11 protein-coding genes and 1 tRNA gene are annotated in these 14792 nt (G+C 59.5%); 2 read left to right on the top strand and 10 right to left on the bottom strand.

What is annotated here, in order from left to right; genetic code table 11:
• Positions 1–19: 19 nt before the first annotated feature.
• The 10 genes from ACTQ1S_RS01840 to ACTQ1S_RS01795 all read right to left on the bottom strand — a co-directional run bounded on the left by ACTQ1S_RS01840 (position 20) and on the right by ACTQ1S_RS01795 (position 12792).
• On the bottom strand, positions 20–1789 hold the full coding sequence (locus ACTQ1S_RS01840) for a GmrSD restriction endonuclease domain-containing protein (RefSeq protein WP_441546933.1): 1770 nt from the start codon (positions 1787–1789) through the stop codon (positions 20–22).
• Positions 1782–2225 carry a hypothetical protein gene (locus tag ACTQ1S_RS01835; protein ID WP_441067385.1) on the bottom strand — a complete coding sequence of 148 codons (444 nt, stop codon included), beginning with the start codon at positions 2223–2225 and terminating at the stop codon, positions 1782–1784. Before ACTQ1S_RS01835 ends, ACTQ1S_RS01840 begins: the two co-directional genes overlap by 8 nt.
• Positions 2222–5053, bottom strand: coding sequence for a DNA methyltransferase (locus tag ACTQ1S_RS01830; protein ID WP_441535752.1), 2832 nt, complete (start codon positions 5051–5053; stop codon positions 2222–2224). Before ACTQ1S_RS01830 ends, ACTQ1S_RS01835 begins: the two co-directional genes overlap by 4 nt.
• Positions 5054–5563: 510 nt before the next feature.
• Positions 5564–5639: transfer RNA gene (locus ACTQ1S_RS01825), tRNA-Arg, on the bottom strand.
• A gap of 135 nt (positions 5640–5774) precedes the next feature.
• Positions 5775–6173: a DUF956 family protein gene (locus ACTQ1S_RS01820; protein WP_117646410.1), complete on the bottom strand. Its 399-nt coding sequence runs from the start codon at positions 6171–6173 to the stop codon at positions 5775–5777.
• Between the two features lie 120 nt (positions 6174–6293).
• The gene (locus tag ACTQ1S_RS01815) at positions 6294–7214 is read right to left on the bottom strand and encodes a PTS system mannose/fructose/sorbose family transporter subunit IID (protein ID WP_154518429.1); all 921 of its coding nucleotides are present in this window, start codon (positions 7212–7214) and stop codon (positions 6294–6296) included.
• 16 nt (positions 7215–7230) lie between these two features.
• Positions 7231–8049 (bottom strand): PTS mannose/fructose/sorbose transporter subunit IIC, encoded by an 819-nt coding sequence (locus tag ACTQ1S_RS01810; protein WP_316365668.1) that lies wholly within the window; start codon positions 8047–8049, stop codon positions 7231–7233.
• Positions 8050–8067: 18 nt separating this feature from the next.
• Positions 8068–9057 carry a PTS sugar transporter subunit IIB gene (locus tag ACTQ1S_RS01805; protein ID WP_154518426.1) on the bottom strand — a complete coding sequence of 330 codons (990 nt, stop codon included), beginning with the start codon at positions 9055–9057 and terminating at the stop codon, positions 8068–8070.
• A 338-nt stretch (positions 9058–9395) separates the two neighbouring features.
• Positions 9396–9815, bottom strand: a complete 420-nt coding sequence (locus tag ACTQ1S_RS01800; protein WP_441546932.1) for a hydrogenase maturation nickel metallochaperone HypA/HybF — start codon at positions 9813–9815, stop codon at positions 9396–9398.
• A 199-nt stretch (positions 9816–10014) separates the two neighbouring features.
• Positions 10015–12792, bottom strand: a complete 2778-nt coding sequence (locus ACTQ1S_RS01795) for an FAD-dependent oxidoreductase (protein ID WP_427748175.1) — start codon at positions 12790–12792, stop codon at positions 10015–10017.
• 189 nt (positions 12793–12981) lie between these two features.
• On the opposite strand from ACTQ1S_RS01795, the gene ACTQ1S_RS01790 reads away from it, so the two are divergent.
• Both ACTQ1S_RS01790 and ACTQ1S_RS01785 read left to right on the top strand, forming a co-directional pair.
• A complete protein-coding gene (locus ACTQ1S_RS01790) occupies positions 12982–13644 on the top strand; it encodes a TetR/AcrR family transcriptional regulator (protein ID WP_441067404.1) in 663 nt (220 codons plus the stop codon).
• A 62-nt stretch (positions 13645–13706) separates the two neighbouring features.
• Positions 13707–14714 carry a DUF5692 family protein gene (locus ACTQ1S_RS01785; protein ID WP_154518417.1) on the top strand — a complete coding sequence of 336 codons (1008 nt, stop codon included), beginning with the start codon at positions 13707–13709 and terminating at the stop codon, positions 14712–14714.
• Positions 14715–14792 lie beyond the last annotated feature (78 nt).

Genomic DNA, 14792 nt, shown 5'->3' with positions numbered 1-14792 from the left:
CCAAAGACTAGTCCGTAATCTACAGCCGCTCATATGCCCTCTTCACGAACTCACCCATTAGCCTCCTGCGCTGACCGAGGAAGTCCTCGTAATCAAGCTCTTCGAACCCGAGGGGCAGGGCGTGTTCCTCGCAGTTGCGGCGGTATTCGTCCTCGCCCAGGGCTTCACGGTACCTCCTGACGTACTCGCTCGGCGCGTCATCCGAGATGTAGATGTTGTTCTGGTAGTCAACGAGGGTGAAGTTACCTCGGTTGCTGCGCTGCGAAAGGTAACCCTTGGCCCTCAGGTAGTTATCTGGGAACAGATGGTGCTTGTCCAGGGCCTTCTTGGAGCCCGACGAACCGGTAAGCAGCAGCTGAGAAAGAGGGGCCGTGCTGAACAGTGCCTTGGCACCGAGCACAACCTGAGCCGCGACGAAGCCCCACCAGGTCGGACCCGTCGCCTCGTTTGCATCAAGGGAGCTGGGCAGCGTAATGGAGAAATAATCGTCCGTCATGATGGCGGCAAGCCTACGGTCGAAGTACGCCTGAAACTCGTCGGCAGTATCAAGGCGCGAGACGTCGTTAAGCTGCTGCTCGAACTCGGATTCGAAGGACCCCACATAGAGCCCCGTTATGGCTGCGGCGAAATACCAGCGCCGCACGAGCCCGCGCACAGCCAGTGGCTCCATGTCGAACTCATAGCGCCCGATAAGGTAGAACGCATAGCAGAACATGAGCGCGTTGCCCGACCCCACCTGGTCGGAGCAGACGTAGCCCGCCTCCGCCAGCGTGTTGATGAAGGCGTGCCAGTTGTTCAAGTCAAGCACGAGATCGAGAGCACGACCGAACGTGGCAAAGTTCTCGGCCCTCGTCTCGGGCGTCGTTTCCTTTGTCTTGAGATCTCGCCCGCGAAGAATCTGGTAGGCATAACGCAGGCGACCCCTCTTGAACCCCACGCCCACCGTGGCGCGAATGATATGCGTCGGCGAGACGGTCATGAGCGGGTTGTACGAGGTGCCCTTTGCGGGCGCATGGCTCATGGCGCAGAACTCCTCTATGCGCTCCCTCATGGCAGGTTCGTAGACCGAAAGCAGGGTCATGATGAAGTCATCCTGCTTAAGCGCCTGCCCTTGCGAGTTCACACGCACAAAGATGTCCGATACGGTCTCCTCGTCCGCCGATTCGGAAATCTCCAGCGTCGGCAGAAGATAACGCTCAAGCCCGAGCAATGCGTTGAGCCCACTCTCGACGGCATCCTCGCCGCCATCGTCGAGCTCGGGTTCGCCCTTTTTGGCATTCGCCTCGTTAAGGCGTTTGATGAACGCTCTGCGATAGGCGCTCAGCTTGTTGTCGTGGTTCGCTGCAAAAGCCTCGGATACGTCCGGCACATAGTGCGAATCCCTCTCGGTCGAGGCGTCGGCATTCTTGAATGAGCGTGCGATGGGGTCGTAGGCGATCTTCACCGTACGCTCCCTGAAGTTCTTGTCTCGCACGGGTACGCCGTACAGAGAGCTCAAGAGGACAGTGAGCCTCTGCTGCCCGTCGATGACAAGGGACTTGGGAACGGCATACACCTTTTGGTTCGAGCCTATGGCAGACTTCTTGCCCGCATTATCGCTCGGAGAGTCCCACAACATCACATAGCCGATAGGGTATCCGCGGAGCATGGAATCAAGCAAATCACGGACCTTTTCGTTTCCCCACACGAAGGGTCGTTGCAGATCGGGCAGGCCGATCTTGCCCGTCTGAACATCCTTCAGGATGTTACCAACCTCTAGCGATATGGGGGTATAGATGGAGTTAGGCATTGGCGGTATTCCTATCTCTACATTTGTATAACTCGTCGCTCAATTCTTGATTTCTGTCGATGAAGGAGCAGAGCAGCTCACGGTCAATCTGGTATTGATAGTTGGGGCGTTCTTCGTCCTTGGCCTTAACCTTCGTTCGGAGCTCCTGTCGCCCATCATGCGTCACCGGAAAACTGTGAATGATTCTGTTCCTCTCATTTCCAAGATCACAGAGCAGTTCCAGGATTCTTACATCCTCTTCGTTCACAAGCCATTTCTTTCCTTCGTCCTTGAGCCGCCCCGTCGTCATGTCGGTAAGCTCATACCAATTGGGAGCCCCGGCGTGCATAAGATTCTCTACAAAGAAGGAGACGTTCGAGTTGAATACGTATACCGCCTCCCCAAGAAGGGTCAGGTATTCCTCGTCAGGCAGGGAGAAACGCGTGGGGTGGATCATTCGCTATCACCGACCTTCTTGGCGTACAGGTTGAAGAGATGGGCGACTATCTTCTCCTCGTCCCCACCGAAGTCGACGCCATAGGCGGCTTCGACGGCGGCGTCGAGCGCCTCGTGCGCTGCCATCAGCTCGGGGAAGAACGTCTCGTTCTTGGGATCGTACATGTCCGCGAGCGTTGCACCTTCTTGAGCATCCCGGGCGTCGAGCACGGCTTGGGCGCAACGCTCGACTTCCTCGCGTTGGGATTCCGTGGGCTCGGGCCAGACGAAGTTGTTGTAGACGATGCCTCCCGAGTAGCGGTAATCAGATTTGAGACGACCTGCAACCGTGCGCATCCATGCATTGTGAAACTGAGACTGAAGCACGCCAAAGTGATAGAGGGAGGCGTTAGGGATAAGGAACACCAGGTCACTGCAGAGCGTCTCTGGACCCACGAAACCCATAGGGATATAACGCCTACGCTCGGATGATACCTTGGGGACCACGATCGAGTTCCCCTTCGGCATATTTTCAACGTGAAAATGAGCTGGTCTGTCTGCGAGCTTTCGAGTTGGCACGCTTTTACTAGCCAAACGATATTCGCGAACAGCCTCGATGCGCTCACGACAGCGGGGAAGCTCCTTCAACTCCGCAAAGGTAGCGTCTCCAAGATAGAGACACCAGCGGCTTTCACCATGCAGGAATTCCCTGGAACCAATCCACCTGTGAAAGTACGACTCGGCTCCTGGTTCTTTATTTAGGAAATCAGTCTTCTCCTCATCGGCGAACAGGTAGAAGCCGCCGTCAATGGGCTTGTTTCCAATTCCGATTTTGGGAACATCACAAATAGGCTTATTCCGATTCCAAATAAATGCGTCTGGAGCATCGGAAAGGTATGCATTGATGCTCTTCGCGGCTTTCTTAACTTCAGCCGTATCGGGCGTGCCGTGGACATACAGTCTCTTCTCGCAGTTCTCCCGCGAGAAGCCCACGATGACGCAGAACACGTGGGCCTTATCCGCCGCCTCGTTGTCCCAACGGAACGTGTTGTGAGCGAAGTCGATGTGGATACCCAGGTCGTGCAGGGGTTTCCAGAGGTTGGCGACCTGCTCGCTCTGACATATCGAGTTGGTAGAGACCAGGGCGCAGCGCGTACGCTTTCCCTGCGTGAACCTCGCGGCCTTCATGTACCAGGCCCCGCAGTAGTCGATGTTGCCTGCGTTCTTCGCTCCGTCGAAGACCTCAAGAAGCTCTACCTTCTGCTCCTTGGACTGGTTGCGAGCACCCAGGAACGGCGGGTTGCCTACAAGATAAGTAAGGTCATCGGGGAACACCTCGGACCAATCGGTCTTGAGGGCGTTGCCCTCATGAAGGTTGCTGAGGCTCCTGAGCGGCAGGAAGTCGAAGTCGTAGCCGACATATATCTCCTGCGTCTTACGCAGCATCTGCTCCTCGGTGATCCACAGGGCAGTCTTTGCGACCGAGACGGCGAAATCGTTTATCTCGATGCCATACAGCTGGTCGAGGGAGACGCGGACGGGACTGCCCTGCGCAATGACGAGGGACGTCTGCCCCGCGTTGCCGGTCTCCTCGCTGAGCTCGTCTTCGATGATTCGGTTCTCGATGGTGCGCAGCTGCCGGTACGCCTCGGTAAGGAAGTTGCCCGAGCCGCATGCCGGGTCGCCGATGGTGATGGAGGCCACCTTGTCGTGCAGCCTCGCCAGGGTCTGCTTGCGCTTGGCAGCTGTCCTCTCACCCTCGGCCTCGTGCAGTTCATCCCACAGCTCGTCGAGGAAGAGCGGCCTGAGGCAGCGCTCAATGTTCTCGACGCTCGTATAGTGCATGCCCCCGGCGTGGCGCGTCTCGGGGTTCAGTGTGCCCTCGAACACGCCGCCGAAGATGACGCCCGAAATCTCGTGCCAGTCGAAGTCCTGGGACGCGTCGGTGATGGCCTCGAGGATCTCCGGGGTCATCTGCGGGACGATGATGGAGGAGTCGGCGAACAGACCGCCGTTCACGTAGGGGAAGGCTGTGAGGTCGTCGTCCATGTACTCGTCCCTCTGCTCTAGAGGCGTGTCGATTGTCTCAAACAATTCGACCAGTTTGCGGCGGAGCTTCGCGGGGTCCCCCTCGCAGTACCTGCCGAACGCCTGATGCGATTGCAGGAGGTCGGCGTCCTCGGCGTAGAGCAGGAAGATGATTCGGGTGATGAGCACGTTGAGGGAGCGCTGCTCCTCTTTTGCCCGCTCGTCCCTCTCCTCAATGTGGTGGTACTGCTTGGCGAGGGCATCGTAGAGCCTGGAGACGTAGGCCCCGGCCTCGACGGAGAGCTGCTGCTCCTTATGCAGGCGGCTCGTCTCGTTAGAGGTCAGGAAAGACAGGAGATACAGGCTGTCCTGGAGCTCTTCGAGGGAGAACTCTTGCACGGTGTCCTCGGGCCGCTCGTTGTCGAGGTCGTAGAGGCGGAAGGTCCCGAAGTTGCACGTCATCACCCAGCGGGGGCGCTCGGAGTACGGCAGGTGCCGCGCGTACCACATGGCCTGCTGGAGCGGCGTCTCCATGCCGCCGTTCCTGGGTTCGGGCTTGTCGAGGTCGATGCCCCACGACTTCTGCTCGCACAGGAAGTTGTGGTCGGAGACGAACACGTCGATGCGACGGCCTCTCACCTTCCGCTCGAAGTCGACGAAACTGTCTATGGTGTTGGACGGGATGCCCAGGACGTTGATGAGCAGGTCGACCCAGAACTTCTGCGTATCCTGCTGCTCGTTGTTGGAGCCTGCGGGGATGGCACCGAGGCGCTTCTTCCACCGTTTGACGAACTCCTTTGCCTCCTTCTTGCTGGCAGGCATACCGGACCTCCTGCGTCGTTGTCTCTTCCGGACAATTTTAAGGCGTAAGGGCAGTACTGCGAACGGAAGAGGCGAGTTTTCAAAGGCCCACGGCATCGGAGGATCCCGAATGAAACCCGAAAACGCCGGGGCCGCTGGAGACTCGCCCATACCGCTGCGATGTCACCCAAGATTCTCAAGGCCTTCCATGGCCGAAAGGCTTCTTATAAGCCTGTAGGCAGTGGGAAGCCTTGAGAACCGGACATTTGTGTGAAAATTCGGAGTGAAATATGGAGATGAGCTGTTGTCGTCATGGGGCTTTCTTGCACCCCTCTACCGTCCACTTCGCTCTATCTATCCAAAAACAGGTCAGACAATTTTTACCATCTGACCTGCTGTTTTTCTGGTGCCCCCGGGCGGATTCGAAAACTCCCCCGCGGGGAAATTGGTGACGCGGGTGTCGACGGCCCGAATCCGGCCTTTAGACCAGAAGAGCCCGGCACCGTAGCAGTACCGGGCTCGATGTTCCTCTGGTGCCCCCGGGCGGATTCGAACCGTCGACACCCGCTTTAGGAGAGCGGTGCTCTATCCCCTGAGCTACGGAGGCATGTTGTACTAGTGTAGCAGATTTACTGCATCGCCATACGTCGCATGACTAGACTTCGAAGTTGCGGTGGAATAGTTCCTGTCTGAAGCATCTAAAGCCGTATTTAGGAACTATTTCACCGCAACTTATGAGGAGCTAGTTGCCTTTGTGGAAGAGGTTTTTGATAACGGAGGGGATGCTCTTGGCGCCCTTGGCCGTCACATCGATAAAGTCGGGCGAACGCACGAGTTTATCCTCGTCGACGTACTTGCGAACTGCACGAAGCGTCTCTTTGTCGTCGCGCGTCGAAAACGTAAAATGGCCGTTATCCTTGGTAAAGATAGCAAAACGCGTGATCTTCTTAGTGCCGCGCAAAACCTCGGCGGCAATATAGTCAACCTCGTCCCACGGAATTTGAATAAAATCCTCGGGATTGCGCTCGTTGTAATACTCGAACGCCTTATTGCCCACCATCACGTTACCGTGGCTGGTAAGCCCCATCAGGCAGGTTGCCGGTGTTGCCAGATCGACCGTGCTGTTCTGAGATTGCGCCATGCGCGCCTCGCCCTCCAAATAAAACAATCGGACCGCATCCAGTGTACCCACCGGGTGCGGTCCGTTTCAATGGCTCAAAAGCCCTTGCCTAGCAACTCTCGGTCGTAAGCCGAAGCGCGCTTACATGAAGCCGCAAACGCGACCGATGATACCGACGGCGAAGAGAGCCAGAATGATGACAATCGGGCTGACCTTCTTCTTGAGCAGCTTGCAGACGAACAGCGTCAGGCACACGGCAGCAAGGCCGGGGATGAGCTGATCGAGGTTAGCCTGAAGCGTGGTGACCTTCACCTGATCAAGAGCGGTAGCACCGACGGAGTTGTACATCGTCAGCGCTTCCTTGATGCCCTCGGCACCGGAAGGCAGGTTAGCCCAGTCAATGAAGGCGCCGGCAGACTGCGTGACCTTGGAGACGACCGGGGTGAAGGAGATGGACACCCAGCGCTCGACCAGGGCGCCGATGATGAACATACCCAGGATGGAAGCGCCCTCGGTAACCTTGCCCATCAGACCGCCGGAGAGGTCCTTGGCGATGGAGGAGCCGACCTTATAGCCAAACTCCTGTGTGTACCACAGGAAGGCGTAACGGATGATGTTCCACGCGAAGAAGAACAGCAGCGGACCGGCGATGCTGCCGGACAGGGCCAGGGAAGCGCCCAGAGCGCCCAGGATCGGGCGAAGGGTGAACCAGAAGGCGGGGTCGCCGACGCCGGCGAGCGGGCCCATCATACCGACCTTGACGCCCTGAATGGCGACGTCATCGATCGGTGCACCGTTGGCGCGCTCCTCCTCGAGAGCGAGGGTAACGCCAATGACGGGGGCGGAAACATAGGGATGGGTGTTATAGAACTCCAGGTGGCGCTTAAGCGCGGAAATCTGGTCGTCCTTGCTGGTGTAGAGCTTCTTGATCGCAGGGATCATTGCGAAGCACCAGCCGCCATTCTGCATACGCTCGTAGTTCCACGAGCCCTGAAGGAACTGATGACGGAAGCAAACCTTCTTGCGGTCAGCCTTGGTGAGCTGAATCTTGTTCTCTGCCATATGTATCACTCCCCTCCTACTCGTAATCGTTCAGAATGTCGCCGAGCGGGTCACCGGAGCCGCCGCCCATGCCGCCACCCTGCTTGGCCAGATCCTTGAGGCCAAGGTAGATGAGGGCAAGGGAGATGCCGATGAGGCCAAGAGCGATCAGCGTGAGCTGAGGGATGGCAGCAAGGACAAAGCCGAGGATGAAGAACGGCCAGGTCTCCTTGGTGGCCATCATGTTGATGACCATGGCGTAACCGACGGAAGCGACCATGCCGCCGCCGACAGCCATGCCGCCGGACAGCCAGTCGGGCATAGCGTTAAGCGCGTTGGTGACCGCCTCGGCCGGGATGACGCACAGAAGTACTGCCGGGATGGCGATACGAAGGCCCTGCATGAGGATGGCGGCGTACTGCCAGCGCTCGATGCCGGAGAAGTCACCCTTCTCGGCGCAACCGTCCATGGCGTGAGCGATAGCGGTAGCCAGGGTACGGCAGATCATGGTCAGGAACAGACCAGCGACCGACAGCGGGACGGCGACGGCGATGGCGGCGGTAACGGCCTTGGCCGAATCGGTAGCGCCACCGTTGAGGGCGAGCACCATGATGATCGAAGAAGCGACCGAGGCCAGAGCGGCGTCAGGTGCGACGGCGGCGCCGACGTTAGCCCAGCCAAGGGCCATCATCTGGAGCGAACCGCCCAGGAGGATGCCCTCCTGAAGGTGACCGGTTACGAGACCGATAAGCGTGCATGCCACGAGCGGCTGATGGAACTGGAACTCATCCAGAATGCCTTCCATACCGGCAAGCAACGCGACAATCGCAACAAGCAGAATAGTGATTGCAGACATGTATCGGACCCTCCTTTACTATGCTTGAGCGGCCAGTTCGGCCTTAGCTTTCTTCAACATGGCGTCGAGATCCTCGGAGGAATCCGAAGGAACCTTGCGGACCTCGAACTTGACGCCCTTGGCCTTGAGGGCCTCGAGAGTCTTAACGTCGTCATCGCCCATAGCGACGGCGTTGGTGACGACGACCTTGCCCTTGGAGTGAGCCATGGAACCGATGTTGACTTCCTTGATGTCGACGCCGGCCTCGATAGCCTTGAGCAGATCCTGCGGGTTCTCAAAGAGCAGCATGGCCTTGGTGTCACCAAAGCGCGTGTCCTTGACAACCTCGGCCATCTTCTTGATGGGCACGACGTTGGCATGGACTCCCGGAGGGGCAGCCTGCTCGATCATGGTCTTGCGGAGCTCGTCGTGAGCAACGCCGTCGGAAACCACGATGATGCGGTTGGGGTTGATCTGCTTGGTCCACGTGGTGGCCACCTGACCATGCAGCAGACGGGTGTCGATACGGACGTGGGCGATCTTGATGTGCCCATCGCCGATGACCGTTCCCGGAGGGATGGCGCCTGCAGGAGCAGCGGCGGCCGTGGCCGGCTTCTTCTCCTCGGGCTCCAGAGACTCGGGCTTGACGCGCACGCCAGCCTTAGCCTCAGTCACGAGATGTTTTGCGATCGCATGTGCAGTGTTCTTTGCGTCAAAGCGCTGCGAATATGCCTCGATGAGCATAGGCAGGTTGACACCGGTGACGATAGCCCAGGAATCGTGGCCCTCGATGAGACCGCTGATCTGGTTGAACGGCGTGCCGCCCCACAGATCAACGAGGAAGAGCACCTGCTCCTGGTCCTCGAAGGAAGCGATTGCTTCCTCGACCTTGGCACGGAAGTCGTCGGGGCCCATGCTCGGCTCGAGCGAGACCACGGCCACAGACGGCTGATCGCCAAAGACCATCGAGCCCGTCTGCTTGATTCCGGCTGCCAAGTCCCCGTGGCTAGCAAGAACAATACTTACCATCACATAACCTCCTCTTTGTCTACGTATTTCCTACACGACATGAAAGGAGTATACCTGTTCGTCCTGTAAAATTATAGAGAAAAATGCGAATGGTTGGATAATTTGTTTAAACGTCTAGGTTTGTTACAAGTTGATTACGTTACTGCTTTTTGACGGATTACACGCCAAGGCGTCGCTCATCAAGCCATTCATTTTACAGATACAAGCAGACTGTTCATTAACATCGATTATAGGCAAGCGTAAACGCGCTTGTACTGCCGCTATTTTGTTTAAACAGACATGACTTGACTAACCGAAGCAAATATCTTTAGAACTCTAGCCCATGTAGCCATTGGATGTTAGGCGATGTGGAGAGGGTTGGCGGCGTCGACGGCGTCGGAGGGGTCATCGGGAACAGTGTCTGCCGGGTCCTCGTCGGGGGTCTCAATCTGCTTGATCATGACCTCCTGGCCCTGCAGCAGGTATGTCTCGCCGCTACCGCAATGGGGACAGATCTTGCCGTGCTCGACCGTCGCATAGTCGCGGCCGCACGCCTCGCAATGCGTCACGGCCTCGACAGGCTCCACGATAAGCTCCGTGCCCTCGGTGATAGGCTTTTTATCTGCCGCCCAGCGCCAAGCGTCGAGCAGCAAGTCGGGAACGACGCCCGAGACCTCGCCCAGCAGCAGCGTGACGCTCGAAACGCGACTCACGCCATTGGCGCGCGCCACGTTCTCGACATCGCGAATAATGTGATAGACGATTCCCAATTCATGCAAGGCGAAAACCCTTCTGCAGCGGTTGATACGATGTCAATCCATATATCAGCGAGCGGCGATCCAGGTGCCCCAGGTTGCCCCGAAACAAGGCGTCCGCTGGGCTTTTTGCCCGCGGCGCCGCAGTTGAGGGGCAAGATGGGGTATCTGGGCGCCGCGCAGCGTCGGCAGTGCCGCCGTTCGTTAGAACGGCGGAGCCTCATTACTTCTTCCCGAATTTGATCTTGATGGCACGCTTGAGCGCGTACTTGCCCAAGCTGGGGAGCTTTTGCTCGTATTTAACCATCGTGGAGCACTCGGGGCGGTCGCGATCCAGATGGATGGCGTCGAACGCGCACTTGGTAGTGCACAGACCGCAGCCGATGCACTTGTTGGGGTCGACGATCGAGGCGCCGCAGCCCAGACAACGGGCGGTCTCGGCGCGCACCTGCTCTTCGGTAAAGGTCTCGACGTACTCGCTAAACGGCGCGGCCTTCTCGCGCTCGCGGTCCACGTGGGCAACCTCGCGGCTCGCGTTGTCATAGCTCTCGATCACGACATCGTCGCGATCGAGCGCGATGTAGCGGCGCTGGTTGCGGCCGATGGTGAGCGTGGAGCCCGGTTGCACAAAGCGGTGGATGGACACGGCGGCCTCGTGACCGGCAGCGATGGCGTTGATGGCAAAGCTCGGACCGGTGTAGACGTCGCCGCCCACAAAGATGTCGGGCTCGGCGGTCTGGTAGGTCTGAGGATCGGCAAGGGCACCCTGGCCACGGCCAAGCTCCACCTTGGAGCCAGCCAGCAGGTCGCCCCACACGATGGACTGACCGATCGACATGACCACGCGGTCGGCGTCGACACGACGCAGGTCGTTCTCGTCGTACTCGGGCGCAAAACGGCCCTCGTCGTCAAAGACACGCGTGCAGCGCTTGAAGGTGATACCGCACACACGACCGGCCTCGTCCAGATGGACCTCCTTGGGGCCCCAGCCGCAGCTGATGTGGGCGCCGTCCTCAACGGCCTCGCGACGCTCCTCCTCGCTGGCGGGCATCTGGGCCTCGCTCTCCAGGCAGAATATCTCAACGTGCTCGGAACCCAGACGGCAGGCGTTGCGCGCGACGTCGATAGCCACGTTGCCGCCGCCCACCACGATGGTGCGGCCGGACAGCGCGTCGATCTTGCCACTGTTGACCTTGCGCAAAAAGTCGACGGCCACGGTCACGTCCTCGGCATCCTCGCCCGGAATACCGGCGAGGCGGCCGCCCTGGCAGCCAATGGCAACATAAAAGGCCTTAAAGCCCTGCTCGCGCAGCTCGTCGAGCGTCACATCGCGACCGACCTCCACGCCATAGCGGAACTCGGCGCCCATCAGGCGAATGACCTCGACCTCGGCCTCGATAACATCCTTCTGCAGCTTAAAGCTGGGAATGCCATAGGTGAGCATGCCGCCCGGGCGCTCATTCTTCTCGAACACGACGGGCTTGTAGCCCTTCTCGGCCAGGTAGAAAGCGCAGGACAGGCCGGCCGGACCGGCACCGATGATGGCGATCTTCTGGTCGAAGCCGCCGGCGCGCGTCGGGGTCACCACAGGTGGGACATAGCGGGTCGCGGCATCCAGATCGCGCTGGGCGATAAACTTCTTGACCTCGTCGATGGCCACGGCCTCGTCCACGCGACCGCGGGTGCAGGCATCCTCGCAGCGGCGATTGCACACACGGCCGCAGATAGCGGGCAGCGGGTTCTCGCGCTTGATGAGCGCTAGCGCCTCGTCATAGCGGCCCTGCGCCGCGAGCTTCAGATAGCCCTGAACGGCAATGTGCGCGGGGCAGGCCGTCTTGCAGGGCGCGGTGCCGGAATCGTGTGTCTCGATGCGGTTGTCGTTGCGGTAGTTGGGCGACCACTTGGTGTGGTCCCACTTGGTGGCATCGGGCAGCTCCTGGCGCGGATACTCGGGCACCTGTCCGCCGGCCTTTTTGCTGCAGAGCTTCTGGCCGAGCTTGACGGCACCAGCCGGGCACACCTCAACGCAGCGACCGCAGGCTACGCACTTGTCCTTCTCGACCTTGGCGACATAGGCCGAGCGCGACAGGTTGGGCGTGTTGAACAGCTGCGAGGTGCGCAGGGCGTAGCACACGTTGACGTTGCAGTTGCAGATGGCGAAGATCTTGTTCTCGCCGTCGATATTGGTGATCTGGTGCACAAAGCCGTTGTCCTCGGCCTGGCGCAAGATGTCATAGACCTCCTCACGCGTCACATAATGGCCGCGGTCGGTCTCAACCACATAGTCGGCCATATCGCCCACGGCAATGCACCAGTCGGCGGGGTCGTCGGCACAGCCCTCGCCCATCACACGACGGCTCGCGCGGCAGCTGCAGGTGCTGGCGGCATATTTGCCATCGTATTTGTCGAGCCAATGCTCGATATGCTCGATCGGCACCGAGGTGCTCGAAGCATCGATAGCCTTCTCGACCGGAATGACGTGCATGCCGATGCCGGCGCCTCCGGGCGGCACCATCGGCGTGGCTTTGGACAGCGGCCCCTTGGACGCCTGCTCAAAGAACTTGGCATAGACCGGATGCTCCTCGAGCTGGCCCACGCGCATGTTGAGGAACTCGGCGGAACCCGGCACCAGCATGGGCAGTACCCACTGCTTGGCGCGCTCGGGATTTTCCCAGTTGTACTCAAGCAGACCCGTGTAGCTCATGTCGTCGAGCATCTTCTCGATCTGGGCCTCGGGCATGCCGGTGAGCTTGACCATCTCGGGCAGCGTATAGGGACGGCGCATCTTCATCTTGCAGAGCACTTCGGCCTGCTCGTCGGTTGCGGCCTCGGCAAACGACCAGTACTCGTAGCCCAGCAGCTCGTCGCGATGCAGCAGACGGTTGGTGCAATGCTCGCACAGCTTGACAATGGCCTCGCGCGGATGCTCCGGCAGCGGCGGCACAAACTCCGAACCGATGTCGGGCTCGGTGTAGCTAATTCCCGGTCCGTTGAGAATCATGGTTGTCCCTTCTCTTGCCGCAGCCCGACGAGGCCGCAGCGCCCCTCTTTTTTGCAGGCCGGGCATGCCCCCATGCCGTTCACCCGCCATTGTTGACATTATGTCAAAAATAGTATTGACGAACCGTCAACACTATTCAAGACTATTAGGCGAACGGTCGGGCCCAAACGGATGAAAGGCGGCAAGCGCATGAGCGATAACGCAGCGAACACCCCTGTGGCCGACGCCGTCCCCACGCCCGACAGCGCGGCAAAGCGCCTGACAGGTGACGAGCGCCGTCGCGAGATTCTCGCCGCCGTGCGCGCCGTGAGCTCCGAGCTGGGCGTGTCCCATCTATCCGTCTCGGCCGTGACCAAGCGAGCCGGCTGCACGCGCTCGCTGTTCTACCACTACTTCGTCGACATGGACGCCGCCGTCACCGCCGTCATGGACGAGGCAATCGACGGTTTTATCTCCGAGCTCGAGCAGTGGAATGCCAGCCGCATCGTCGGTGATATCGAGGGCGCACTCGACACCGTCGCCCCGCTCTTTAAGCGCCTGGTTGTGAGCGGCCACGAGCTGCCGAGCACGCTCATCTCGAGCAGCGGCGCGCTCTACGGCGGCTTTCTGCACAACGTGGTCCAGCGCGTGGCGCAATACATCTGCGACACCACCGTGGCGGACTTTGTCGCCCATCATGACCTGCGCATCGACCATGTCTACGAGACGTTTTACACCCTCATCATGGGGCTGTTGATGTACATCCGCACGCACCCCGATGTGCCCGACGAGACGGTTAAGGAGATTATCGCCTCGACACTCCACATCGAGGGCTACACCGCCAAGTATTCCGAGCGCAAGCCCAGGAACTGATGACATTTGGCCAAACTGCCCGCGACGGAAGAGGGGCCGCGGGCGTATGAAAGGAGAGCAGCATGCTGTTCGATGTTTGGGGTAGCGATACCCTTATCCACTGGGCCGGCTGGGCGATGGTCTTTATCGGCTTGATCGTACTCAACGAGGTCGGCCGCCGTACCAAGCTCGGCGCGGCCATCATCTTTGGCGTGGCTCCGCTGGCCATGACCATCTACTGCATCGCCATCGCCGTCGGCGTTTCGCAGGGTGCCGAGTGGGCGCTCACCAACCCCACCCATGTATACCAGAACAGCTGGTTCCATTACGCCAAGGTATACGCGGCGCTGGCCGGCTGCTGGGGCTTCATTGCCATTAAGTACCAGTGGGGCAAGATCGGCAAGGCGCATTGGTTCCGCGCATGGCCGTTTGTGATCGTCGCCATCAACATCTTGATCGCTGTCGTGTCCGACTTTGAGAGCGCCTATCACTTCTTTGTCCTGGGCGAGTCCACCTGGGTCACCTCCGAAGGTGCTACGCAGCTGGCCGGCTGGAACAACGTGTTCAACGGCATCGCGGGCATCATCAACATCTTCTGCATGACCGGTTGGTGGAGCGTCTACGCCTCCGAGGACAAGACCGACATGCTGTGGCCCGACATGACCTGGGTCTACATCATCGCCTACGACATCTGGAACTTCTGCTACACCTACAACTGCCTGCCCACCCACTCCTGGTTCTGCGGCTTTGCGCTGCTGCTGGCGCCCACCGTCGCCGCCTTTATCTGGAACAAGGGCGGCTGGATCCAGAACCGCGCCTTTACGCTGGCCATTTGGTGCATGTTTGCCCAGGTGTTCCCCTACTTCCAGGAGGAGTCCATCTTTGTGACGCACTCCACGCTCGACCCCGGCGCCGCCACCGCGGTCTCGATCGTCGCACTGGTCGCCAACATCGCCGCGATCATCTACGTCGCCTACCGTGCCAAGAAGCTCGGCCGCAACCCCTACAAGCAGGATGTCTTTGAGGGCACCAGCGATTGGGAGAAGGCCACTGCCCGTCGCGCCAAGGTTGATTACGCGCACGCCGAGTAACGCGCCTGACGCAAACATCGCTTGAGCACGAAGCGGCATAGCCGGCTCCGCGCAACTCAACGCACTGCAGAGCCCCCG

This window comes from Collinsella sp. LCP21S3_D3, from assembly GCF_052118305.1.
Lineage (GTDB): Bacteria > Actinomycetota > Coriobacteriia > Coriobacteriales > Coriobacteriaceae > Collinsella.
The sequence above is the reverse complement of the archived record's forward strand: the minus strand, read 5'-3'. Positions and strand labels throughout refer to the sequence as shown.

Bases quoted from the DNA above. Each gene is read 5' to 3' on its own strand.
- ACTQ1S_RS01840 (WP_441546933.1), bottom strand. From the start codon at position 1,789: ATGCCTAACTCCATCTATACCCCCATATCGCTAGAGGTTGGTAACATC.
- ACTQ1S_RS01835 (WP_441067385.1), bottom strand. From the start codon at position 2,225: ATGATCCACCCCACGCGTTTCTCCCTGCCTGACGAGGAATACCTGACC.
- ACTQ1S_RS01830 (WP_441535752.1), bottom strand. From the start codon at position 5,053: ATGCCTGCCAGCAAGAAGGAGGCAAAGGAGTTCGTCAAACGGTGGAAG.
- ACTQ1S_RS01820 (WP_117646410.1), bottom strand. From the start codon at position 6,173: ATGGCGCAATCTCAGAACAGCACGGTCGATCTGGCAACACCGGCAACC.
- ACTQ1S_RS01815 (WP_154518429.1), bottom strand. From the start codon at position 7,214: ATGGCAGAGAACAAGATTCAGCTCACCAAGGCTGACCGCAAGAAGGTT.
- ACTQ1S_RS01810 (WP_316365668.1), bottom strand. From the start codon at position 8,049: ATGTCTGCAATCACTATTCTGCTTGTTGCGATTGTCGCGTTGCTTGCC.
- ACTQ1S_RS01805 (WP_154518426.1), bottom strand. From the start codon at position 9,057: ATGGTAAGTATTGTTCTTGCTAGCCACGGGGACTTGGCAGCCGGAATC.
- ACTQ1S_RS01795 (WP_427748175.1), bottom strand. From the start codon at position 12,792: ATGATTCTCAACGGACCGGGAATTAGCTACACCGAGCCCGACATCGGT.
- ACTQ1S_RS01790 (WP_441067404.1), top strand. From the start codon at position 12,982: ATGAGCGATAACGCAGCGAACACCCCTGTGGCCGACGCCGTCCCCACG.
- ACTQ1S_RS01785 (WP_154518417.1), top strand. From the start codon at position 13,707: ATGCTGTTCGATGTTTGGGGTAGCGATACCCTTATCCACTGGGCCGGC.